The sequence below is a fragment of the Rhizobium sp. 01L410 genome, assembly GCF_056400165.1.
In genome coordinates this window covers 553,783-575,509 of record NZ_JBFTST010000001.1, presented here as the reverse complement: position 1 = coordinate 575,509, position 21,727 = coordinate 553,783, and the positions used below count along the sequence as shown (strand labels likewise).

Below are 21,727 nucleotides of genomic sequence, written 5' to 3'. Positions count from 1 at the left end.
CTGGCATCAGGCCTTGGCGAAGCGCAGGCACATCGGCGTGCCGATGCGGATCGTCTTGCCGCTGTCGCGGAGCGTTCCGGTCTCCCGGTTACGGGTGAAAATGGTCACGACGTCGCTGTCCTGATTGGCGCAAAGAAGGTGACCGCCCTGCGGGGCGATTGCCAGGTTGCGCGGCGTGCGGCCGCCGCAGGGCATCTGACCCTTCGGTGAAAGCCTGCCGGTCTCTGCGTCGACCTCGAAGACCGCGACGCTGTCGTGGCCGCGATTAGCGCCGTAGAGAAACCGCCCGTCGGGAGATATCTGCAGGTCCGATGCGTAATTCGTGCCGGTCGTCTGCGGCGGGAGTGTCGAGTGGGCCTCGATCTCATGCAGCGTCCGGCGGGCCGCATCGAAGCGATAGCTCGCCACCGTGGAATCAAGCTCGTTGATGACGAAGACGAAGCGGCCGGAGGGGTGGAGCGCACCGTGGCGCGGTCCTGCACCAGGCCTTGCCGGTGTCTCGCTCACCTTCTCGAACCGGTGCTCTTCGAGAGCGTAGATCGTCAACCGATCGGTGCCGAGATCGGTAACCAAGATCAGGTTCGGGGCTATCTCGGTGACGCTGTGCGGATGGCTACGTTCCTGGCGGGCGGGGTTCGGGCCGGTTCCGGATTGCGCCACGCTGATCTTGCCCGGCGCCAGCGAGCCGTCGGTCCGGCGCTCGAAGGCGACAAGCGCCTGATCCGGGCCACCTTCTCCCATCGCATAGTTGACGGCGAAGAGGTGCCTGCCGTCATGCGAGATGGCGTTATGCGCGGTCGTCGCCCCCAGCGACGGCTGCATGTTCAGATGGCGGAGGCGCCCGGCCTGCCTGTCGAACGAAAGGGCGGTGACGAGGCCCTCGTACCAGCCTTCGATCTCCGAATTCGCATAGACGAGGCTGCCGTCTGCTGATGGCGTGAGGAAGGTCGGATTGACGATCTGCGGCGCCGTTGCCAACCGCTCGGCACTCAGCGTCTCGTCGTCGAAGAGATGAACCGAAAGTCCATCGCCATTGGCACCTTCAAAATAGGAGGTCGGCTGGTTGAGCGTGCCGATGAAGAGCAGGTGTTGCATGATCGGTTCCGGCTAGAGGATCAGGATTGCCCTGAAATCGTTGACATTGGTGCCGGTGGGGCCTGTTTCGAAGAGGTCGCCGATCGCCTTGAAGCCGGTATAGCTGTCATTGGCATCGAGAACGCGGCGCGGATCGAGACCGGCTGCGCGCAGCCGCTTCACCGTTGCACCGTCTGCAAAGGCTCCGGCATTGTTTTCCGAGCCGTCGATGCCGTCCGTGTCGGCGGCGATGAGATGGATCTCGTGCCCGTCAAGGGCAAGGGCTGCCGCCAGCGCGAACTCGCCGTTACGCCCGCCCTTGCCGCCCTTCGCGCGCAGCGTCACCGTCGTTTCACCGCCGGAAAGGATGACGACGGGTTTGGCGAACGGCCGGTTGCGGCCGAGCACTTCCTTGGCGATGGCCGCGTGGACCTGCGCCACATCGCGGGATTCGCCCTCGATCGCATCCGAGAGGATTGCCGCCTCGATGCCGTTTGCACGAGCCAATGCGGCAGCGGCCTCCAGCGAAACGCCGGCCGAGGCGATGATATCGTGGCTGTTGCGGACAAAGGCCGGATCATCCGGGAGCGGCGCGCCGGCTGCCGCCGAATTGAGGTGATCGATTGCCGCCTGCGGCAGCTTGAGGCCGTATTGGGCAATGATCTCCAGCGCCTCATGCCGGGTCGAGTGATCGGGCACCGTCGGGCCGGATGCGACATGGGCAGGATTGTCGCCGGGAATGTCGGAGACGATGAGGCTGACGACGCGGGCATTGGTCGCTGCTGCCAGCCGTCCGCCCTTGATGGTCGACAGATGCTTGCGCACGACGTTCATCGCCGAGATCGGCGCGCCCGAGGCAAGCAGCATCTCGTTGAGCGCAATCTCGTCTTCGAGCGTCAGTCCCTGCGGTGGAGAGGGCAGCAGCGCCGAGCCTCCGCCGCAGACAAGAGCGATGACGAGATCATCGGCGGAGAGATCCTTCACCGTTTCGATCAGCCGCTTCGATGCGGCGAGACCAGCAGCATCCGGCACCGGATGCGAGGCTTCGATGATCTCGACATGTTCGGTCTCGCAGCCATAGCCGTAGCGGGTGACGACGACGCCTTCGAGCGGGCCGTCCCAGAGGCTTTCGAGTGCCCGCGCCATCTGCGCGGCCCCCTTGCCGGCGCCGATGACGACGGTCTTGCCCTTCGGCTTTTCCGGCAAGTGCGCGGCAATCCCCGTCAGGGGATCGGCGGCCTTGACGGCGGCGTGGAAAAGCGAGGCCAGGAATTCGCGGGGAGACGGGATGGAATGGGTCATGGAATGATCTGCGCTGGAAAGGATCGTCATGCGTAATCGTGCTGTGGCTGCCGTTGCAAGATGCCCTTGAGAATATCGGCCGCCTTTTCGGCGATCATCACCGTTGCCGCATTGGTGTTCGAGGAGATCAGCCGCGGCATCACCGAGCTGTCGCAGACCCTGAGGCGATCGATGCCGCGCACCTTGAGGTCCGGATCGACGACGGCGTCTTCGCCGCCACCCATGCGGCAGGTGCCGACGGGATGATAGGCAGAACGGCCGTATTGGCGGGCGAACTGGCGGTATTCCTCCTGCGTGCGGATATTACCGTCGGGCAGATGCAGCCGTTTGACGAAGGGCCGGAAGGCCGGTTGCGAGAGGATTTCCTGGCAGATCTTGATGCCATCGACGGCGCGTTCCAGATCGTAAGGCTCTGCAAAGGCGTTGGGGTCGATCTCAGGTGGAACGGCCGGGTCCTTGGAGCGCAGCGTTACCGTCCCACGCGAGCGCGGCCGGACGTGATAGGAATTGAGCGTGCAGCCATTGCCGCCGGGTACGCCGCCAATGCCTTCCTCGACACCGGCGCCGGGCAGGAAGTGGAATTGCAGATCCGGCGTCGCCTCGGCGCGGTCGCCCCACCAGAAGCCGCCGCCTTCGACGATGTTGGATGCGACCGGACCCTTGCCGAACAGCGCATATTCGATGCCGGCCGCCACCTGCCAATGCCGCTTCTTGTAGCGGTCGATGCCATGCGATCCGGTGAGTTCGGCGAGCACGTCGACATCCATATGGTCCTGCAGGTTCTTGCCCACTTGCGGCAGGTCCCTGACGACGTCGATATCGAGCGCCCGCAATTCGTCCGCAGGGCCGAGGCCGGAGAGCATCAGCATCTTCGGGGAGCCGATGGCGCCTGATGTCAGGATGACCTCGCGCTCGGCACGCAGCAGCGCCGGGCGGCCGTTTTCGATGATCTCGATGCCGACGGCGCAGCCATTTTCGATGACGATGCGGTTGACGGCGGTATCGGTGCGGATCGTCAGATTCTTGCGGTGCGCGGCGGGCTTCAGGTAGCCGACGGCCGTGCTGCTGCGGCGCCCATTGCGGGTCGTCGTCTGGTAGAAGCCGGCGCCAGCCTGCGATCCACCATTGAAGTCGGGATTGAAGGGGAGACCCGCTTCCTGCGCGGCGCGGACGAAAACCCGCGTGAGGGCATGCGGCGTCTGCGAGCTGACGCCGAGCGGTCCTTCGGTGCCGTGATGGGCGCCGCCGAACGTGTCGTTGCCTTCGGACTTGCGGAAATAGGGCCGGACATCCTCATAGCCCCAGCCGGTGCATCCCTCGAGGTCGCGCCATCCGTCGTAATCCTCGGGGCAGCCGCGGGTGAAGACCTGGGCATTGATCGAGCTGCCGCCGCCGAGCACGCGTGCCTGCGGATAGACCATCTTGCGTCCGGCAATCTCGCGCCCGGCGACCGTCTCATAGCCCCAGATCAACGGCCCCGCGGTCATCTTGAAGAAGCCGACGGGCAGATGGATATACATATTGCTGTCGCGCGGGCCGGCCTCCAGCAGGGTCACGGATACGTCCGGATCCTCACTCAGGCGCGCAGCAAGCACGCATCCCGCCGAGCCGCCCCCGACGATGATGTAATCGGGCATTCTTTCCTCCGTAAAATCCAGATGAAACCGGTCGCTCCTCGTTGTCCCGGCATCAATTCGCGATCACAATCTCAAGTCTCTTGCCCCTCGTCAAGAGAAAGGGTACGGTTATCGTCTTGAAGGGTTGTCGTACAAATGTTATGACGACGTCGCTTCAGATGGAGATGCCGGGGAAACAAGGACGGCATCGCTATCTTCGTCATTCAACGGGAGGTTTTCGAATGAACGATAAGATGAATTCGCGTTTCGGCAGCATGAACCGCAGATCGTTTCTGGCGACGGTCGCAGCGGGTGCGACGGTCGCCGCCCTGCCACGGCAGCTCTTCGCCGCTGACAAGCCGACGCTTGTCACGTCCATCCGCTCTCTTTCCAACCCCTATCATGCCGTCTGGAAGACGGGTGCCGAGGCCTTCGCCTCCGCGATCGGCCTCGACCACGTCACGCTGGTTTCCGAAGGCAACAGCGAAAAGGGTATTGCCGACATCAAGGCGATGCTCGCCAAGACCGGCGGCAACATGGTGCTGAACTCCGACCCGAACGATACGCCGGATGCGCGCCCGATCGTCGAAGCCTGCGCCAAGGCGGGTGCCTATGTCGTGACGCAGTGGAACAAGCCGGCGGACCTGCATCCGAAGGATTTCAATCCGAACTACGTCTCGCATATCGAATTCGACGGCATCTCCAGCGGCAAGCAGATTGCCGAAATCCTCTTCAAGACGATCGGCGGCTCCGGCGGCATCATCGCGCTTGGCGGACAGATTTCCAACACGGCGGCGATCGAGCGCAAGAAGGGTCTGGAAGACGCGCTGGCTGCCAACACCAACATCAAGCTCCTGGATTTCCAGGTCGCCAACTGGAAGTCGTCGGAAGCCTATGACCTGACGAGCAACCTGCTCACGCGCTTCGGCGATGACGTGAAGGGCATCTGGGCCGCCAACGACGACATGGGCACCGGCGCTCTCGAAGCGCTGCGCGCCGAAAACCTCGCTGGCAAGGTTCCCGTAGTCGGCGTTGACGGCATCAAGGCTGCGGTTGACGCGGTGCGCAAGGGCGAATTTGCCTGCACGGTCACCTCGGATCCGTTCTGGCAGGGCGGCATGGGCCTCGCCATCGGCCTCGCAGCACTCCAGAAAAAGTTCGACCCGGCCAAGGAGCCGGCTGACCATCGCGAGTTCTACGGCAAGGCCGTGCTGATCGCGAAGGACAATGTCGAGGAATATTACAAGACCAACATCGACTCGCATCCGACGCTGGACTGGAACGACCTTTGGGGTCGTGTGACAGGCGCCATCCGCACCTAGCGGTACCGTCTCTCCCGCAGCATCGGCTCCTCCCGAGGCTGCCTCGTCGCTGGCGGGCGCTACGGCGCCTGCCAGCTCCTCCGCATGACGCAGTGAGGTGCCGTCTGTTGACCATCAATGCCGAAAACATCAAGACTATGACAAAGAGCGAACAGGCAGGTGCCATGCCGACTGTTGGAAGCCGCCTGTTCAGCGGGCCGAACCTCAAGCGCTTGCGCGCCTACGCTCCGGCGCTGGTGCTGATCGCGCTCTGCATTCTGATTACCATCGCCAATCCCAATTTCATCGAGCCTCGCAACCTGGTGCGCGTTGCCAATTCCGCCGCGGTTCCGCTGACGCTCGCCATGGGCCTGACCTTCATCATCCTGCTCGGCAGTATCGACCTCTCGGTCGAGGGCTCGCTTTCGGTTGCGGCCATGGTGACCGTGCTGCTCGCCACCAATGATGCCAATGCCAATGCCTACGGCTGGCTTGCCGTCATCGCGGCCATCGCCGCCAGCACCGTCATGGGCCTGACGACCGGCATCATCCAGACCTATCTCCGAATCCCGTCCTTCATGGCGACGCTCGGTGTCTGGTTCATCGGGCTCGGCATCTCCGTCTATATGCTCGGTGGTTCCGCCGTGCGCCTGATGGATCCGTCGATCCGCGATCTGGCGCTTGCCCGCTTTCTCGGATTGCCTTTCGCCGTCTGGGTGGCGCTCGCCGCATTCCTGATTGCCTGCACCGTTCAATACTATACCCGTCTCGGCCGCCATATCATGGCGATCGGCGGGGGCGAGGATGTCGCCGAACTGTCGGGCATCAATCTCCGCCGCGTCCGCATCATGGCGTTCGGGCTGGCGGGCTTCTTCTTCGGCATTGCCGGTGTTCTTGCCGCGGCCCAGCTCGGCCGCTCCGATGCCGTCATCGCCGATGGCCGATTGTTTGCGGCGGTGACTGCCGTGGTGGTCGGCGGTACGGCGCTGACCGGCGGTGAAGGCGGCGTCATCAATACGCTGGTCGGCGTCCTGATCGTCACCGTTCTCAGCAACGGCATGATCCTGCTCGGCGTCTCGCCTTATGTGCAGCAGACTGTTCAGGGCCTGATGATCATCGCTGCCGTCGCGCTGTCGCTCGACCGCCTGCGTCTCCAGATCGTGAAGTGACCGCCATGTTTTCAGCCAACGATATCAGCAAATCCTTCGCCGGCGTTCATGCATTGAAGAACGTCTCGCTCGAAATCCGGCCGAACGAGGTCGTCGGCCTCATCGGCGAAAACGGTGCCGGCAAATCGACATTGATGCGCATCCTTGCTGGCACCCATCAGCCTGACAGCGGCACGCTGATGCTCGACGGCCAGCCGCTGAAGCTGCGTAATGCGCGCGACGGCGCCGCCAACGGCATCGGCATGGTGTTCCAGGAGCAGTCGCTGCTGCTCAACATCTCCGTTGCCGAGAACATCTATCTCGGCCAGGAAAGCCAGTTCGTCCGCTTCGGCATCGTCGACTGGAAAGCGATGCGGGCAGCGGCAAAGCGCCAGCTCGACAAGATCGGCGTCGATATCGACGTGACCGCGCGCACCTCTGAACTGACATTTGCGGCGCGCCAGATGGTCGAACTCGCCAAGGCCCTGACGCTGGAAGAGACCGTCTCGCGCCCGCTGGTCATCCTGCTCGACGAGCCGACCTCGGTTCTGAGCGGCAGCGATATCGACGTGCTGTTCAAGCGCGTGCGCTCGCTGAAATCGCGTGCAAGCTTCGTCTTCGTCTCGCACCGGCTGGACGAGGTGCTGCGCATTTCCGACCGTGTCTACACGATGAAGGACGGGCAGGTGGTGGCCGAGCATCGGGCTGCCGATGTCACCGGACCCGAACTGCACGAGATCATGGTCGGGCGCGGCCTGCAGTCGACCTACTACAAGGAAGACAAGCAGCTGCCGCCGAAGAGCGAGATCGTCGTCGATGCCAGCAGACTGGCGATCGATGGCGCGTTTCACGATGTCGACCTGCAGATCCATGCCGGCGAGATCGTCGGTATTGCCGGCGTTGTCGGCTCCGGCCGCGAGGAAGTGACTCGCACGATCGGCGGCTTCATGACCCATACCGGCGGAACCTTGAAGATCAACGGCGAGGCGGTGCAGTTCCGCACGCCGGAACAGGCGGTTCGCAAGAGCATCGGCTATATCCCGCGCGAGCGCCGCGTCGAGGGGCTGGTGATGTTCCTGTCGATCGCCGAAAACATCACGCTCGCCGACCTCTCCTCGGTGATGCGCAACGGCGCAATCGATTATCGCCGCGAGCGGCGGCTCGCCGCCGACTGGATCAAGCGGCTGCGCATCAAGGCGCCGGGGCCTGATATCGCCTGCCGGAAACTCTCCGGCGGCAACCAGCAGAAGGTGGTTCTGGCGCGCTGGATGACGGCGGGTTCGCGGATCCTGATCCTCGATCACCCGACGCGCGGCCTCGATGTTGGCGCCAAGGAGGAAGTCTATGAACTGGTGCGCGACCTGTCCTCGCAGGGTGTCGCGATCCTTTTGATCTCCGACACGCTGGAGGAAACGATTGGCCTGTCGCATCGGGTGCTGGTGATGCGCGATGGCGCCGTCACCGCGCATTTCGATGCGGCGCCCGGAAACAAGCCGGATCAGGTCGATCTTGTCCGGGCGATGGTGTGAGGAGGCGATGATGGAACGTTTCAAGGATATGAAATCCCTTCTCGCCGCAGGCTGGATGCAGGGCGCCATTCCGCCCGCACTTCTCGTCGTGCTGGTCCTTGTCATCGAGATCGCGGCCCCCGGATTCCTGACCGGCGATACGCTGATCCTGTTGCTGTCGAACACGGCAGTGCTCTTCATTCTCGCTGCCGGTGTCACTTTCGTCATCCTGATCGGCGGCATCGACCTGTCGATCCAGTCGGTGGCGTCACTGTCGAGTGTCATCCTGGCACAGCTTCTGCCACAGATCGGCATGCTCGCCTTTCCGGTGGCAATCTTGTCGGGCCTCGTCTTCGGCGCGCTGAGCGGCTACGTCCATGTCCGCCTAAAGGTGCCGTCCTTCGTGGCGACGCTGGCGACCGGCGGTGTCGTCGCCGGTATCGCATTGTGGGCAGCGGCCGGGCGGGCGATCACCATCGAGGAAGCCGGCCGTCTGAACACTGCCTGGATCAACGACAACTTTGCGGGCCTGCCGACGGTCATCTGGATTGCCGCGATCATCGGCATCCTGGCATTCTTCGGTCTCAGATATACGCGCTTCGGCCGCCACAGCCTGGCGATCGGTGCCGGTGAACCTGCGGCGATCGCTGCCGGTATCAATGTCGAGCGGACCAAGATCGTCGCCTTCGCAATCTCCGGCATGCTGGCGGCGATTGCCGGCGTGATCCTGGCTGCGCGTCTGTCGAGCGGCTCGCCCAATCTGGCCAATCAGCTGCTGCTGCCGGCAATCGCTGCCGTCATCGTCGGCGGCACGGCGATCACCGGCGGTCTCGGTGGCGTTGCCCGCACGGCCGTCGGCGCGCTGATCATCTCGATCGTGCGCATCGGCATGACCTTCATCGGAATCAACATCTTCGCCGAAAACGTCGTCTTCGGCTCGGTGCTGATCCTCGCCGTCGCCATCACCATCGACCGCAGCAAGATTGCGATCATCAAATGATGGGCCGCGCGGAGACGCTACCGGCAAACAAAAAAGGCCGCGCTCTGCAGCGCGGCCTCCGGAAGACGAAGCGGGACTTACATCGTGTCGAGGCCGATCAGCTCGATCTTGTAACCGTCGGGATCTTCGATGAAGGCGATATGCGTGGTGCCGTGCAGCATCGGGCCCGGCGGGCGCGGGATCTTGGCGCCCTGCTTCTCAAGCGCGGCGCAGACGGCATAGATGTCGTTGACGCCGAGTGCCAGATGGCCAAAGCCGGTGCCGAGTTCGTAGGGTTCTTCGCGGCCCCAGTTGTAGGTCAGCTCGATGACGGTATCGGTCTCCTCGGGACCATAGCCGACGAAGGCATTGGTGAACTTTCCGCCCGGATAGTCATCCTTGCGAAGAAGCTTCATGCCGAGCAGTTCCGTGTAGAATTTGATCGACCTGTCGAGGTCGAACACGCGGATCATGGTGTGCATATTTCGAAATTGGCCGGACGCTGCGGTCATAATACGGATCCTCCTGCAAGTTATCGTTTTTACACTGGTTTTTAGCGAAAGGCGAGCATTGGAAAAGATCGCCGCACTTGATGTTCGAAACCAGTGTTGTATGATAACCATGTAAGTGACCCAGTTGTCCAGATGTTTTCCCGCTTAACCGGAGCAACCGAATGAATGCCCTTCCGCCCCTCCAGGAAAGAGCGCTTGCCGCCCTCTCTGCCGCTATGCCGGCAGACCTGCTCCTGACGGAAGGCGAGGCGCTGGAGCGCTACAGCCGCGATTGGTCCGGAGAGCATTACGGCCGGCCGCTGGCCGTGGCGCGGCCGCGCTCGGCCGCTGAGCTCAGCCGGTTGATGGCGTTTTGCCATGAAGAGAAGATCCATGTCGTTCCGCAGGGCGGGCTGACCGGGCTGGTTGGCGCGGCAGTGCCGAGCTATCCGGGCGGCGAGGTGGTCGTTTCGCTGGAGCGGATGAACAAGGTACGCTCCGTCAATCCGATCGATTTCGCCATGGTCGTCGAGGCCGGCTGCATTCTCGAAGATGCCAAGCGCCACGCCGAAGCCGCCGACTGTATTCTGCCGATCACCTTCGGGGCGCAGGGTACCTGCCGGATCGGCGGCAACGTTTCGACCAACGCCGGCGGTTTCAACGTGCTGCGCTATGGCATGACCCGCGACCTGGTGCTCGGCCTCGAGGTCGTGCTTGCCGACGGCCGGATCTGGAACGGTCTGCGCACGCTGCGCAAAGACAACCGTGGCTATGACCTGAAACAGCTCTTCATCGGCAGCGAAGGCACGCTCGGCATCGTCACCGCCGTGGCGCTCAAGGTCTTTCCGAAGCCGGAACAGGTGGAAACGGCGCTGGTCGGGCTGGCCTCGGTGGACGATGCCATGCAGCTTTATGCGCGGGCGCGCCGCCAATGCAGCGACCTGCTGACGGCATTCGAGCTTATCCTGCGCGGCGGCATCGAGATTGCCATCAATGCCCGCGACGATCTTCCCGATCCGCTGAGCGAGGCCTATCCCGTCTATGTGCTGATCGAGGCTTCGGCGGCCGGACGTGTCGATCTTCGTGCCTTGCTCGAAGGATTTCTCGGCGATGCCTCCGATCTGGTACTCGATGGCGTCATCGCCAGCAGCAAGGCGCAGGGAGACCGGCTCTGGCTGCTGCGCGAGATGATGGTCGAGGCGCAGGGCCGCGGCGGACGATATCTGAGGACCGATGTCTCGGTCTCGATCTCGAGCCTCGCCGCCTTCGTCGGCGACACGCTCGAGGCGTTGTCGCAGAAACATCCCGAGGCGATTGCCGTCACCTATGGTCATGTCGGCGATGGCAATATCCATCTGAATATCGTTCCCCCTGTCGGCATGCCGGATGACCAGTTCGATGGGCTGTTTCATGCCACGGAGGAAGTAATCTTCGACGTCGTCGACAAGCATGGTGGCTCGATCAGCGCTGAACACGGCATCGGCCGCGTCAAGCAGGACGCCTTCCTGAAACGTGCCGACCCCTTGACGCTGGAGCTCTCGCGCCGGATCAAGGATGCATTCGACCCGCGGCATCTCTTGAGCGAGGGGCGGATATTGGCAAGTGCAGATGGCATGGCAGGGGGTAGGGAATGACGCTGAAACTCGACAAGGTCAATCGGGGCCCACATCTGTCGACGCTGGTCGCAAGTTCGATCTCGCGCGAAATCGCCCAGGGGCGTTTGAGGCCGGGTGATCAGCTGCCGACCGAGCAGCAGCTGGCGCAGACATTCGGTGTCAGTCGCAACGTCGTGCGCGAGGCGATCGCGCGGCTGCGGTCCGAGGGCCGGATCTGGTCGCAGCAGGGCCGCGGCGCCTTCGTCGCCGACCAGCCGAATGCCACGACATTGACGATCGACTACGAAGCCCTGCAGCAGGCTGCGGCCTTCCAGTCGCTGTTTGAGCTCCGCGGCATTCTCGAAGTCGAGGCGGCGGCCCTTGCCGCCAAGCGCCGGACCGGCGACGACCTGACGGCGATGAAGGATGCGCTGGTGACGATGCGTGATGCCCCCTACGGCAGCGTCATGTGGCTTAAGACCGATCTCGAATTCCACAAGACCGTCGCTGCGGCGACGGGCAATCTCTACATGGTCCAGTTCCTGATGTTCGTTTCCGAGCGGGTGCGCGAAAGCATTCTGGCCTCCGGAAACCAGCAGCGCTCCGAAGATCTGGCGGCCGTGACGCTCGGTGAGCATCAACGCATTCTCGATGCCATCGAAGCGGGCGACGGCGACGAGGCCCGCGATGCGATGCGGGCGCACCTCCATGGTGCCGCAAACCGCGTCGGGCTGGCCGGAGAACAACCCGAATAATCTGTTGAGGACATGACATGACTGGAAGACTTGAGGGAAAAACCGCTGTCGTGACCGCAGCCGGGCAGGGAATGGGGCGTGCCACGGTGCTCGCCTTCCTTCGTGAAGGCGCGCGCGTCTGCGCCACGGATATCGACGCCGCAAAGCTCGATACGCTGCGCGATCAGGCGGGCGTTACCGCGCGCAAGCTCGATGTGCTGAACCCGGCGGAGATCAGCGCCTTCGCCAAGGAGATCGATGCGCCGGACATTCTCTTCAATTGCGCCGGTTTCGTGCATCACGGCTCGATCCTCGATTGCGACGAGGATGCCTTCGACTTTTCCGTCAACCTGAACATCCGCGCCATGTACCGGATGATCCGCGCCTTCCTGCCGGGCATGATCGCTCGCGGCGGCGGCTCGATCGTCAACATGGCATCGGTCGCCTCGACCGTGATTGCGGCGCCGAACCGCTTCATCTACGGCACCACCAAGGCGGCGGTGATCGGCCTGACGAAATCGGTAGCGCTCGATTATGTCGGGCAGGGCATCCGCGCCAACGCGATCTGCCCCGGCACGGTCGAAAGCCCGTCGCTGCAGGACCGCATGCGGGCGCTCGGCGACTACGATCAGGCCCGCGCCGGCTTCATCGCCCGCCAGCCCATGGGACGCCTCGGTACGCCCGAAGAAGTCGCAGACCTGGTCGTCTACCTCGCCAGCAAGGAATCGGCCTTCATGACCGGCAATGCCATCGTCATCGATGGTGGCTGGGCGAACGCCTGAAGACACATCTGAAAAACGGACAATCGATATGAAGCTTCTGAGATACGGTGAGCGCGGCGCCGAAAAGCCCGGCATTCTCGACAGGAACGGCAAGGTCAGGGACCTCAGCGGTCATGTCGGCGACATATCAGGTGACAGCCTGACGGCTGCGGGTCTGGCAAAAATCGCCGCGATCGACATCGAGAGCCTGCCCGTCGTTGCCGAGCCCGGCCGGTATGGCCCCTGCGTCTCGCGCACCGGCAAGTTCATCTGCGTCGGCCTGAACTATGCAGACCACGCCGCCGAGACCGGTGCGGCCATTCCCGAAGAGCCGATCCTGTTCATGAAGGCCACCAGCGCCATTACCGGCCCGAACGACAACGTCATCATCCCGCGCAAGTCGAAGAAGACCGATTGGGAAGTCGAGCTCGGCATCGTCATCGGTGACGAGGCCCGCTATGTTTCGGAAGCGGATGCGATGAAACATGTTGCCGGCTACTGCCTGATCAACGACGTTTCGGAGCGCGAATTCCAGGCCGAGCGTGGCGGACAATGGACCAAGGGCAAATCGGCCGACAGCTTCGGCCCGATCGGCCCCTGGATGGTAACGCGCGACGAGATCGCCGATCCGCAGGACCTGAAGATGTGGCTGTCCGTCGATGGCACGATGCGCCAGAACGGCTCGACGAAGACGATGATCTTCGGCGTCTCCTTCCTCGTTCACTACATCTCGCAGTTCATGAGCCTGCAGCCGGGCGATATCATCTCGACGGGCACGCCGCCGGGCGTCGGCCTCGGCATGAAGCCGCCGCTGTTCCTGAAGGCCGGGCAGACGATCAAGCTCGGCATCGACGGTCTCGGCGAGCAGACGCAGCTGACTGTGGACGCTGCATAAGGACAGATCGGGGAGCCCTCTTGCGGCTCCCCGATCAGCGAAGTTTCATGACACCAAGCATGCGCAGCGCCGCACAGGCGGCGCCGTAGCCGTTGTCGATATTGGTGACGAGCAGCCCCGGCGCGCAGCTGGCCAGCATGGCGTTGAGTGCGGTGCGGCCCTCTTCGGCCGCGCCATAGCCGACCGAGGTCGGCACGCAGATCAGGCTGCCGCTGTAGAGGCCGCCGAGAACGCTTGCGAGCGCCGCGTCCATGCCGGCGACGGCAATGACGACGGGGAAGCGACGGATCTCCTCGATCCTGTCCATCAGTCTCCAGAGCCCGGCGACCCCGACATCGATAATCACGGATGCCTCGACGCCTGCGTGGCGAAGGGTCCGCTCGGCTTCCCGGGCGGCCGGTGCGTCCGAGGTTCCGGCTGCGACGATCACGACGTTTCCGGTCGAGGATACTGGCGACACCGGGCCGAAGAATGCGGTTTGCGACAGCGGGCACCAGTCCGTGGCGGCCGTCAATTCATCCGGGAGCGCCGCGAACTTCTGGTCGTCGAGCCGCGTCAGCAGCAGACCGGCATCCCGCTCGCTGGCGCTTCGAAGGATCGCCGCAATCTGCTGCGGCGTCTTGCCGGCGCAGAACACGGCCTCACTGAGACCGATGCGTTCGGCCCTGGCGAAATCGAAGACGGCATCGCCGGTCATGGCCTGGCACCGACGAAAGCGCTGCCGTTGCGGTAGGGCTCGAAGGTCAGCGGGCCGTTCCTGTAGGCGCTGGGCAGCATGCCGCGCAGGTCGTTGCCGACGTCGTTCATCGCCGTTGCCAGTGCCAGCGCATCGCGGTCGAGCTCGATGGCGATGCCGCTGCGCCTGATGCGGCAGCGGACGGTTTGGGGTCTGAGCGTCTCTGTCAGGAACGTCTCGATCCGGTGCACGGCCGCCAGCATTTCCGGCTCGATGGCGATGGTGGTTTCGATCCGGCTGGAGAGGCAGGGAGAGGCGGGCAGTTCCGACAGCGCACCAAGGCCCGCATCACGGGCCAGTTGGCGCACGCCCTGCTTGCCGATACCGGCCTCGACGAAGGGATGACGGACGGAGAAATTCTTGGCCGCTTCGAGCCCCGGACGGTACTCGCCGAGATCGTCGAGATTGGTCCCCGACAGCAGCTGACGGCTCGACCGGGCGGCGATGGCGCCGTAGAGATTGCCCTTGCAGAAGAAGCAGCGGTTGACGGGGTTCCGGAGATAATCCGGATCGGAGAATTCGCCGGCGTCGATGATCTCGAGGTCGAAGCCTTCGCTTCCCGCCAGCATCTTGACGCGCTCGGTGGCTTCTCCGGGGACGGCGGCCGAGACCGCGTGTATGATGTTGACGCGCGCCGGTCCGAGAAGCCGGGTCGCAATGACCGCCAGCGTCAGCGAGTCGATGCCGCCGCTGACCGCGATCGAGACGTCGCCGAGCGAGGCGAGACATTCCTCCAGAGCCTTTCTCACAACAGGTCTCCTCTTTTCTGTTTCAACAGCCCCTCCAGAAGGTTCCTCAGGCTGCCGCGCGCTGCCGCCCCCGGGGTCGATGTCAGGCTGTCGGCTTCGAGCTTGGCGGTGCGGCCCGAGGGGCGGTCGACGAGCTTGAAGGCGTAGATCTTTCCTGCGTGCTCGACCGTTTCCTGCTCGCGGCTCAGCGTCATCCGCTCCGCCGTCGTGGCGCGCACACCGATCGTTGTCGTTTCGTCGAGAATGGCGGCGGCGACATCTCCGCTTTTCGATGGGTCGGCAAGCACCCGGAGATGCGTCATCATCCGGCCCTTTTTGCCGAAGACCGGCATCTGGACGACGTCGCGCACATCCGGCCGGTCACGCAGCCGGTCCACCGCCTGGGCGATATCTTCCCCGGTCTGGTCGTCGATCTCGCATTCGAGCACCGCCACCGTGCCGTTGAAGGCTAATACCTCGTCGCGGCGCTCGAAAGCCAGGAGCCGCAGGCAGTTGCTGAGGCCGGGGAGCCGCTTGGTGCCGAAGCCGTGGCTTGATGCCTTCAGCACCCTTCGGCCGGGTGCAGTCCTTGTCCCGCAGAGATAGGCAAGGATGGCGGCACCCGTCGGCGTGACGCGCTCGCCGCCGATCCCGTCATCGATGACATCGAAATCCTTCAGCAGGTGAACGGTCGCCGGCGCCGGAACCGGGAGCAGCCCATGCGCGGTCTTCACCCGGCCGCTTCCGAGCGGGACCGGACCAACGCTCCAATGCACTGCGCCGAGCTGCGTTATCAGCCAGGCGGCAGAGACGATGTCGGCGATCGAATCCCACGCGCCGACCTCGTGAAAGGCGACGTCTTCGGGCGTCGTGCCGTGGACTTTGGCTTCGGCTTCCGCCAGCTTTTCGAAGATACCTGTCGCGTGACGGATGGTTTCTCCGTCGAGTGCCGAACGGCTCAGCGCATCGCGGATGTCCCGCCAGGCGACATGATGGTGATGCCCTGCATGGCTGTGATCGTGCTCCGCATGGCCGTGATCATGGTGGTGGTGGCCGTGATGGTCATGGTGATGATGGTGATCATGCGGGTGATCCGCCCCGTGCTCGGCATGATACACCTTGAAACGGCTGCCGGTCAGCACGCCGTCGTGATGCGCCACGAGTTCGCACGCGACGTTTTCGATCAGCGGGCAGAGTTTCAGCGCCGCCTGCAAGCCGGCATTCAGGTCCGGCCTGAGATCGAGCAGGGCTGCCACGAACATGTCGCCTGCAATGCCGCCGACGGGATCGAGGTGAATCTCGAGCACGGTCATCCGTCCTATTTTCCGTCCGCCGCTTCGGTCAGCGAGACACCATTTGCCGCCGCGATAACATCCGAAAGGGCCGGTACGAAGGATTGGCCGCGCCCTGCGGCAACCGCCGTCGCAAAGCTGTTGCGAACGGCAGCGCCGACCGGATTGACCGCCTGCAGCGCCTGGGCCAGCGAGGCGAGATAGGACATGTCCTTCAGCGCATTGGCCATGGCGAAGCGCTGAGCGTTTTCGTTGCGGTTCAGCACGAACTCGAAGAAGGCCTGGTAGAAACCGCAATCCATGCGGCTGCCGCGCAGCACGCTGTCGAACACCTGAGGGGTCAGGCCGGCCTTCGCGGCAATCATCAATGCTTCCGAATAGATCGCCGAGTAGCCCATCGACACGAAGTTGTTGAGCAGCTTCATCGTATGCCCGGTACCCGCCGGACCGGTCTCGATGATGCGAGCGGCGAAGGCTTCGAGGATCGGCCGGGCGCGGGCAATGCCATCGGCAGAGCCACCGGCCATCACATCCAGCTTGCCTTCAGCCGCTTCCTTTGGCGTGCGGGCCAGCGGCGCATCGACGAGCGTGATGCCCTGCTCTGAAAGTTCGGCAGCGAGCTTGATCGTCACGGCGGGGTTTGAGGTCGAGCAGTCGATCAAAAGCATCCGCTTTCCGGAGGCGAGCAGGCCATCTGGACCGGACAGGAGTTGCTGAACTTCCTCGGAACCGGTGACGCAGAGCACCACCACATCCGATGCCAGCGCCAGTGCCTTGGGCGTCGCCGCTTCGCTGGCGCCCTGCGCCTTCAGCTGCTCGACGGCCTCGCGCTTTCTGTGGGCCATGACGGTCAGTGGCCAGCCTTTCGACAGCAGATTGGCCGCCATGCCTGATCCCATTGCACCGAGACCGATGAAGCCGATTTTCTCTTTCATTCTTTCCTCCCCGTTCGTTATGGTTATCCCCGCCGGGCGGGCTTTTGCTTTTTGTGCTGGTATGCGGTAGCAACGGCATTATTCCCCGGCCGCCGCCTGACGGCGAGAATGGACGTCGCGACAGCATGAAGGACAGGGACAACGCCGTTTTCAACACCATTCCGCAGACGCCGAATCTGCGCAGCGGGCTGGCCGACAGCCTGATCGCCCAGATCGAATCCGGCGATCTGAAGCCCGGCCAGCGGCTGCCGACCGAGCAGGCGATCATGGAAGCGACGGGTGTCAGCCGCACGATCGTGCGTGAGGCGCTTGCGACGCTGCGTGCCAAAGGCTTGATTACGACCCGCCAGGGGCTCGGCGCCTTCGTCTCCAACGATCCGACGCCGCGGTCCTTTTCGATCATCCCCAACGATCTGGAATCGATCGACGAGGTGCTGCGGGTTCTCGAATTGCGCCTCGGCATCGAGTACGAGGCTGCCGGTCTCGCAGCACTCCGGCGCACGCCGGAGGATATCGCCCGCATGCAGGACCGGCTCGATGCGCTGGACCGCGCGATAGCCGAAGGCGGCTACGGTGCCGAGGAAGACTTTGCCTTCCATCGCTCGATCCTCGTCGCGACGCAGAATTCCTATTACGGGCGGCTGTTCGATACGTTCGGCACGGCGATGGTGCCGCGCCAGTGGGCGCGTCTCGACAAGATGACGGCGGCCGGGCGCGAGCAGCATGCCGAGCGGATGCGCGAGGAGCATCACGCGATCTTCGCCGCGATCCGCGACGGCAACGAAGCCGCCGCCCGCAAGGCGCTGCGCAATCACCTGTCGAAGAGCACCGCGCGCTTCGAAGAGTTGCGCGACGCCAACCTTCATCGCTAGCCGCTCACGCCGCATATCGAGGCACGACATAAGGCCCCTCCGGGATGATGGCGACATCGGCGTCGCCGCTGGCGCTGATGCTGCGGGCGATGGCCGCCTGGATATCGTCGATCATGCCGACGCCTGTCAGCGTCCGGTCGTCGCCCGACAGCCCGGTCGTATAGAGCTCGACGCGGCCGAGCCGCATCGGCTTCAGCTGCATCTCCGTCTGCCATTCGTCTATCTCGGCCAGGCTCTTTGCGGTGAGCGTTGCCAGGAAGCGCTCCGGGCCGAGCTCGACCAGTCTTGCCTGCGCCTCGCGGAATTCCGGTGAGCCGAAGCCTTCCGAACATTCCGAGGCGATGATCAGCGTGCCGCCGGGCTTGAGGATATCGAGCGGCGTCACCATGCCCTTGATGGTCTGGTAGTAGGTCTTGTCGAGCGGATAGCCGGCCGAGGAGGTGATGACGGTGGAGAACTTCCGGTCGAGAGGGATCTGTGTTGCACCGCTGACGAAATCCACCGCTGCCTGGTGACTGGCGATGATCTCGCCGAAGGTGACGCAGACGAGGTCGCGATCCTCGTCCAGCACGGTATTCAGCGCATAGACCTCACCGAGCATCCGGACGATTTCCAGTTGCTCCTCGTGCAGCGGATTGCCGATCAGATTGCATTGGACGGCCAACGGATCTTCCATGAAGCGTGCCGAATGGAACGTTCGGATCGTTTCGTGATGGGCAACGCCGGGAGCGATGACCTTTCGCCCGCCAGACCAGCCGGCCATGAAATGCGGCTCGACAAGGCCGGTGGCGATCCTGAGATCGGCCTCGGCGAACAGCCGGTCGAGCTTGACCGGCGTGTTCCGCGTCTTGGTGAAACCGAAATCTATATGGGCGTCCTCGTCCCTGGCATAGTGGTTTTCGACGCGGACATTTTCGAGCACCCAGGGATCACCGACCAGTTCGGCCAGCTCATCGCCGAGATTCGGCCGGTGCAGGCCGGTGGCGACCAGAACCGAAATCTTCTCCTGCGGAATGCCCGACGCGATCATCGTCTCGATCATCGGGCGCAGAAACAGCCGGTTCGGCACCGGCCGGGTGATGTCGCAGATCAGGATGCAGGCGCTTTGGCGGTTGTTTGCAAGGTCAGAAAGAAGTTCGGAGGCAACCGGATGGCGCAGCGCCTCGATCACCGCCGCCCTGCCATCTGCGAGTTTCGGCAGTTGCTGCTTGCGGATCACCGTGGATCGGGCGCCGGGCGGAAGCGTGATGTCGAGATGGCCGCGGCCGTAGGAAAGAGCGATCTTGTCCATCGTCACACCTGCTCCGTCACGCCGCCGAGATAGAGCTCGCGCATCAGCGACATGTCCTTGAGTTCTGCGATCGGCCCCGACGTCGCGATGCGGCCGTTCTGCATCAGATAACCGCGCGTGGCGACGGAAAGAGCCAAGCCGGCGTTCTGCTCGACCAGCAGAACGGAGGCGTTGAAGGTCTTGCCGATGTCGAGAATGATCGTCTGGATCTCCTTGACGAGCAGTGGGGAAAGCCCGAGCGACGGCTCGTCGAGCAGCAGTACGCGGGGTCTCGCCATCAGGCCACGGGCGATCGCCAGCATCTGCTGCTGGCCACCGCTCAGCGAGCCACCCTTTTGCTGCCGCTTGGTGGCCAGGATCGGGAAGAAGCTCTCCATCGTCTTGACGTCTGCTTCGACGGCTTCTGTGTCACGCCGCGCATAGGCGCCAAGACGCAGGTTTTCCTCGACGGTCATATCGCCGAAGATTCGCCGCCCCTCCGGCACCAGAACGACGCCGCGCTTGGCCATGATATCCGGCGTACGACCCGTCACGTTTTCGCCGGCGAAGCTGATCGTCCCGGCGCGCGGTTTGACGAGGCCGACAATGGTGCGCAGCAACGTCGATTTGCCGGCGCCGTTCGGGCCGAGAATGGTGATCACCTCGTTCTCGCCGAGCGTGACGGAGACATCGCGGTTGACGACCGTTGGGCCATACCCTGTTGTCACATTGGAAACATCGAGCAGGTTCACAGCGCACCTCCGAGATAGACTTCGAGCACCTTCGGATTGGAAAGAACGTCCTGTGTCGGCCCGTCGGCGATCTTCGAGCCGAAATCGAGGACGACAAGCCGCTTGCAGAGCATCTGCATCAGCTTCATGTCGTGATCGATGACGCAGACGCTGATGCCGTGGGCCGGGAACTGCTTGACCAGCCCGACCAGCGTTGCGGTCTCCTTGTCGTTCAGGCCTGCCGCCGGTTCGTCGAGCAGGATCAGCGAAGGCCGCGTGGCGAGCGCCAGCGCGATGCCGAGGAGACGCAGATTGCCGAAGGGCAACACGCCGGCGCGCTCATTCGCGAGTGCAGTCAGTCCGACGAAATCCAGCAGGGCAGCAGGCGTCGTCCAGGGGTAGGGTCGGCTGGTGTTGCGTGCGTGCTCGCAGGCGATCTGGACGTTTTCCCAGACGGTGAGGCCTGGAAAGGCCATGGCCTGCTGGAAGGTGTAGCCGATACCGGCGCCCGACACTTCATGGGCGGCAAGGCTGGTGATGTCCCGCCCGCGCCAGCGGACATGCCCCTCGGTCGGCCGGTAGACGCCGGTGATGACGTTGAAGAGCGTCGTCTTGCCGGAGCCGTTCGGACCGACGATGCCGAGGATCTCGCCCTCTTCGATCGACAGATCGACACCGGATAGTGCTGTGACGCCGCCGAACTGCTTCTTCAGTCCGCTGATCTCAAGAATGGCGTTCATCGGCCTGCCTCCGAAGCATGCTTGGCGGTTGCCGTCTGGCGCGACGCCTGTTTTTGGGCCGGGCCGCGAACGAGCCTGTTCCAGCCGTCGACGAGGCCGGCAATCAGGCCGTTCGGCAGCAGCAGGATGACGGCGATCAGGCAGACGCCGTAGAGGATGCGGGATTCAACCGGATCGAGGTTCAGCACCTCAGGCAGGAAGGAGACGAGAATACCCCCGGCGATCGGGCCGAGCAGCAGGCGCGCGCCGCCGATCATCACCATCAGCGCCAGGTAGATGCTCGGGAAGGAGGCGAACTGGCTGGGCGAAATGTGCCGCAGGAAATAGGCGAGCAGCACGCCCGAGACACCGGCAAAGACGCCGCTGACGATGAAGGCGCCGATCTTGTGGCGGCCGACATTGATGCCGAGCGAGGCGGCCAGTTTCTCGTTTTCACGGATGGCGCGCAGCGTCCGGCCGTAGGGCGAGTTGATGATCCCCCAGCTGGCGATAGCGCTGAGTGCCACGAAGGCCAGAACGACGAAGTAGTAGGGGACGAGATCATCGAGACGCATGCCGAAGAAGCTGACCGGCAGCTGCAGGTCAAGCCCGGTGGCCGCACCGGTGAAATCCCCGCCATTGGTCAGAACGATGGTCAGCAGCTGGCCGAAGGCGAAAGTCATGATGACGAAGTGGTGGCCGGAGACGCGCAGCGAGGGAACGCCGATGATGGCCGCGAAGGCGGCAGCGGCGATGCCGCCGAGCGGCAGAGCCACCCAGAAGCCGATGCCGGTATCACGGGCAAGCAGCGCCGCCGCATAGGCGCCGACGCCGACAAGGGCGGCATGGCCCATGGAGAGGATACCGGTCTGGCCGAACAGCACCGAGAGGCCATAGAGGGCGACGATGTTGATGCCGGCGGAGATCGCCAGCGACAGCATGCGGTTGCTGGCGCCGAGCGCCGGGACGAAGGCAAGGATCGCCAGCACGACGAGAGCCGGGATCAGCGAGCGGAGCGACGAAAGTGAGGTGTTCATAGC

The 21,727-nt window shown here is 63.7% G+C and carries 21 protein-coding genes; 9 read left to right on the top strand and 12 right to left on the bottom strand.

Annotation, left to right across the window (positions count from 1 at the left end; all coding sequences use genetic code 11):
* Positions 1-6 precede the first annotated feature (6 nt).
* The 3 genes from AC1DV9_RS02555 to AC1DV9_RS02545 are packed head-to-tail and all read right to left on the bottom strand — an operon-like array spanning position 7 to position 4,013.
* Entirely contained in the window at positions 7-1,095 is a 1,089-nt protein-coding gene (locus AC1DV9_RS02555) for a lactonase family protein (RefSeq protein WP_112514460.1), read from the bottom strand.
* Positions 1,096-1,107: 12 nt separating this feature from the next.
* Positions 1,108-2,376, bottom strand: a complete 1,269-nt coding sequence (locus AC1DV9_RS02550) for a glycerate kinase type-2 family protein (RefSeq protein WP_477945996.1) — start codon at positions 2,374-2,376, stop codon at positions 1,108-1,110.
* Positions 2,377-2,402: 26 nt separating this feature from the next.
* Positions 2,403-4,013, bottom strand: a complete 1,611-nt coding sequence (locus AC1DV9_RS02545) for a GMC family oxidoreductase N-terminal domain-containing protein (protein WP_112514461.1) — start codon at positions 4,011-4,013, stop codon at positions 2,403-2,405.
* Between the two features lie 221 nt (positions 4,014-4,234).
* Here AC1DV9_RS02545 and AC1DV9_RS02540 point away from each other — a divergent pair, with 221 nt between their 5' ends.
* From AC1DV9_RS02540 to AC1DV9_RS02525, 4 genes are all read left to right on the top strand, one after another.
* Positions 4,235-5,314, top strand: a complete 1,080-nt coding sequence (locus AC1DV9_RS02540) for a sugar ABC transporter substrate-binding protein (protein ID WP_112388744.1) — start codon at positions 4,235-4,237, stop codon at positions 5,312-5,314.
* A 107-nt stretch (positions 5,315-5,421) separates the two neighbouring features.
* Positions 5,422-6,462, top strand: coding sequence for an ABC transporter permease (locus AC1DV9_RS02535; RefSeq protein ID WP_003592569.1), 1,041 nt, complete (start codon positions 5,422-5,424; stop codon positions 6,460-6,462).
* A 5-nt stretch (positions 6,463-6,467) separates the two neighbouring features.
* Entirely contained in the window at positions 6,468-7,970 is a 1,503-nt protein-coding gene (locus AC1DV9_RS02530) for a sugar ABC transporter ATP-binding protein (RefSeq protein ID WP_112514462.1), read from the top strand.
* 10 nt (positions 7,971-7,980) lie between these two features.
* Complete coding sequence (locus AC1DV9_RS02525; protein WP_477946361.1) at positions 7,981-8,949, top strand: ABC transporter permease; 969 nt, start codon at positions 7,981-7,983, stop codon at positions 8,947-8,949.
* 77 nt (positions 8,950-9,026) lie between these two features.
* On the opposite strand, the gene gloA is transcribed toward AC1DV9_RS02525, so the two are convergent.
* On the bottom strand, positions 9,027-9,440 hold the full coding sequence (gene gloA, locus AC1DV9_RS02520; RefSeq protein WP_112514463.1) for a lactoylglutathione lyase: 414 nt from the start codon (positions 9,438-9,440) through the stop codon (positions 9,027-9,029).
* A 161-nt stretch (positions 9,441-9,601) separates the two neighbouring features.
* Between gloA and AC1DV9_RS02515 the strand changes: the two genes are divergently transcribed.
* Genes AC1DV9_RS02515 through AC1DV9_RS02500 form a run of 4 tightly spaced genes read left to right on the top strand, consistent with a single transcriptional unit; the run spans position 9,602 to position 13,404 of the window.
* Positions 9,602-11,053 (top strand): FAD-binding oxidoreductase, encoded by a 1,452-nt coding sequence (locus AC1DV9_RS02515; RefSeq protein ID WP_112388742.1) that lies wholly within the window; start codon positions 9,602-9,604, stop codon positions 11,051-11,053.
* Positions 11,050-11,769, top strand: coding sequence for a FadR/GntR family transcriptional regulator (locus tag AC1DV9_RS02510; protein WP_112388741.1), 720 nt, complete (start codon positions 11,050-11,052; stop codon positions 11,767-11,769). Before AC1DV9_RS02515 ends, AC1DV9_RS02510 begins: the two co-directional genes overlap by 4 nt.
* A 17-nt stretch (positions 11,770-11,786) precedes the next feature.
* Positions 11,787-12,530, top strand: coding sequence for an SDR family oxidoreductase (locus AC1DV9_RS02505; RefSeq protein WP_112514465.1), 744 nt, complete (start codon positions 11,787-11,789; stop codon positions 12,528-12,530).
* A 28-nt stretch (positions 12,531-12,558) separates the two neighbouring features.
* Positions 12,559-13,404 (top strand): fumarylacetoacetate hydrolase family protein, encoded by an 846-nt coding sequence (locus AC1DV9_RS02500; protein WP_442208472.1) that lies wholly within the window; start codon positions 12,559-12,561, stop codon positions 13,402-13,404.
* Between the two features lie 34 nt (positions 13,405-13,438).
* On the opposite strand, the gene larB is transcribed toward AC1DV9_RS02500, so the two are convergent.
* Genes larB through AC1DV9_RS02480 form a run of 4 tightly spaced genes read right to left on the bottom strand, consistent with a single transcriptional unit; the run spans position 13,439 to position 17,116 of the window.
* Positions 13,439-14,101 (bottom strand): nickel pincer cofactor biosynthesis protein LarB, encoded by a 663-nt coding sequence (gene larB, locus AC1DV9_RS02495; RefSeq protein ID WP_477945992.1) that lies wholly within the window; start codon positions 14,099-14,101, stop codon positions 13,439-13,441.
* Entirely contained in the window at positions 14,098-14,889 is a 792-nt protein-coding gene (gene larE / locus AC1DV9_RS02490) for an ATP-dependent sacrificial sulfur transferase LarE (RefSeq protein WP_477945990.1), read from the bottom strand. The genes larB and larE overlap by 4 nt, the downstream gene beginning before the upstream one ends.
* Entirely contained in the window at positions 14,886-16,175 is a 1,290-nt protein-coding gene (gene larC / locus AC1DV9_RS02485; protein WP_477946359.1) for a nickel pincer cofactor biosynthesis protein LarC, read from the bottom strand. Before larC ends, larE begins: the two co-directional genes overlap by 4 nt.
* 11 nt (positions 16,176-16,186) lie before the next feature.
* Positions 16,187-17,116 carry an NAD(P)-dependent oxidoreductase gene (locus tag AC1DV9_RS02480; RefSeq protein ID WP_477941805.1) on the bottom strand — a complete coding sequence of 310 codons (930 nt, stop codon included), beginning with the start codon at positions 17,114-17,116 and terminating at the stop codon, positions 16,187-16,189.
* Positions 17,117-17,220: 104 nt separating this feature from the next.
* On the opposite strand from AC1DV9_RS02480, the gene AC1DV9_RS02475 reads away from it, so the two are divergent.
* The gene (locus AC1DV9_RS02475; protein WP_477945988.1) at positions 17,221-17,967 is read left to right on the top strand and encodes a FadR/GntR family transcriptional regulator; all 747 of its coding nucleotides are present in this window, start codon (positions 17,221-17,223) and stop codon (positions 17,965-17,967) included.
* A gap of 4 nt (positions 17,968-17,971) precedes the next feature.
* Here the strand turns inward: AC1DV9_RS02475 and AC1DV9_RS02470 are convergent, their stop codons facing one another.
* The 4 genes from AC1DV9_RS02470 to AC1DV9_RS02455 are packed head-to-tail and all read right to left on the bottom strand — an operon-like array spanning position 17,972 to position 21,724.
* Positions 17,972-19,258: a nickel-dependent lactate racemase family protein gene (locus AC1DV9_RS02470; protein ID WP_477945986.1), complete on the bottom strand. Its 1,287-nt coding sequence runs from the start codon at positions 19,256-19,258 to the stop codon at positions 17,972-17,974.
* 2 nt (positions 19,259-19,260) lie between these two features.
* Positions 19,261-19,989, bottom strand: coding sequence for an ABC transporter ATP-binding protein (locus AC1DV9_RS02465; protein WP_477945984.1), 729 nt, complete (start codon positions 19,987-19,989; stop codon positions 19,261-19,263).
* The gene (locus AC1DV9_RS02460; RefSeq protein ID WP_112514472.1) at positions 19,986-20,708 is read right to left on the bottom strand and encodes an ABC transporter ATP-binding protein; all 723 of its coding nucleotides are present in this window, start codon (positions 20,706-20,708) and stop codon (positions 19,986-19,988) included. Before AC1DV9_RS02460 ends, AC1DV9_RS02465 begins: the two co-directional genes overlap by 4 nt.
* Positions 20,705-21,724, bottom strand: coding sequence for a branched-chain amino acid ABC transporter permease (locus AC1DV9_RS02455; protein WP_112514473.1), 1,020 nt, complete (start codon positions 21,722-21,724; stop codon positions 20,705-20,707). The genes AC1DV9_RS02460 and AC1DV9_RS02455 overlap by 4 nt, the downstream gene beginning before the upstream one ends.
* Between the last annotated feature and the right edge of the window lie 3 nt (positions 21,725-21,727).

What these genes read in the sequence shown, in the direction of transcription:
- AC1DV9_RS02555 (WP_112514460.1), bottom strand. Translation starts at nt 1,095, where the DNA reads ATGCAACACCTGCTCTTCATCGGCACGCTCAACCAGCCGACCTCCTAT.
- AC1DV9_RS02550 (WP_477945996.1), bottom strand. Translation starts at nt 2,376, where the DNA reads ATGACCCATTCCATCCCGTCTCCCCGCGAATTCCTGGCCTCGCTTTTC.
- AC1DV9_RS02545 (WP_112514461.1), bottom strand. Translation starts at nt 4,013, where the DNA reads ATGCCCGATTACATCATCGTCGGGGGCGGCTCGGCGGGATGCGTGCTT.
- AC1DV9_RS02540 (WP_112388744.1), top strand. Translation starts at nt 4,235, where the DNA reads ATGAACGATAAGATGAATTCGCGTTTCGGCAGCATGAACCGCAGATCG.
- AC1DV9_RS02530 (WP_112514462.1), top strand. Translation starts at nt 6,468, where the DNA reads ATGTTTTCAGCCAACGATATCAGCAAATCCTTCGCCGGCGTTCATGCA.
- AC1DV9_RS02525 (WP_477946361.1), top strand. Translation starts at nt 7,981, where the DNA reads ATGGAACGTTTCAAGGATATGAAATCCCTTCTCGCCGCAGGCTGGATG.
- gloA (WP_112514463.1), bottom strand. Translation starts at nt 9,440, where the DNA reads ATGACCGCAGCGTCCGGCCAATTTCGAAATATGCACACCATGATCCGC.
- AC1DV9_RS02515 (WP_112388742.1), top strand. Translation starts at nt 9,602, where the DNA reads ATGAATGCCCTTCCGCCCCTCCAGGAAAGAGCGCTTGCCGCCCTCTCT.
- AC1DV9_RS02510 (WP_112388741.1), top strand. Translation starts at nt 11,050, where the DNA reads ATGACGCTGAAACTCGACAAGGTCAATCGGGGCCCACATCTGTCGACG.
- AC1DV9_RS02505 (WP_112514465.1), top strand. Translation starts at nt 11,787, where the DNA reads ATGACTGGAAGACTTGAGGGAAAAACCGCTGTCGTGACCGCAGCCGGG.
- AC1DV9_RS02500 (WP_442208472.1), top strand. Translation starts at nt 12,559, where the DNA reads ATGAAGCTTCTGAGATACGGTGAGCGCGGCGCCGAAAAGCCCGGCATT.
- larB (WP_477945992.1), bottom strand. Translation starts at nt 14,101, where the DNA reads ATGACCGGCGATGCCGTCTTCGATTTCGCCAGGGCCGAACGCATCGGT.
- AC1DV9_RS02475 (WP_477945988.1), top strand. Translation starts at nt 17,221, where the DNA reads ATGAAGGACAGGGACAACGCCGTTTTCAACACCATTCCGCAGACGCCG.
- AC1DV9_RS02470 (WP_477945986.1), bottom strand. Translation starts at nt 19,258, where the DNA reads ATGGACAAGATCGCTCTTTCCTACGGCCGCGGCCATCTCGACATCACG.
- AC1DV9_RS02460 (WP_112514472.1), bottom strand. Translation starts at nt 20,708, where the DNA reads ATGAACGCCATTCTTGAGATCAGCGGACTGAAGAAGCAGTTCGGCGGC.
- AC1DV9_RS02455 (WP_112514473.1), bottom strand. Translation starts at nt 21,724, where the DNA reads ATGAACACCTCACTTTCGTCGCTCCGCTCGCTGATCCCGGCTCTCGTC.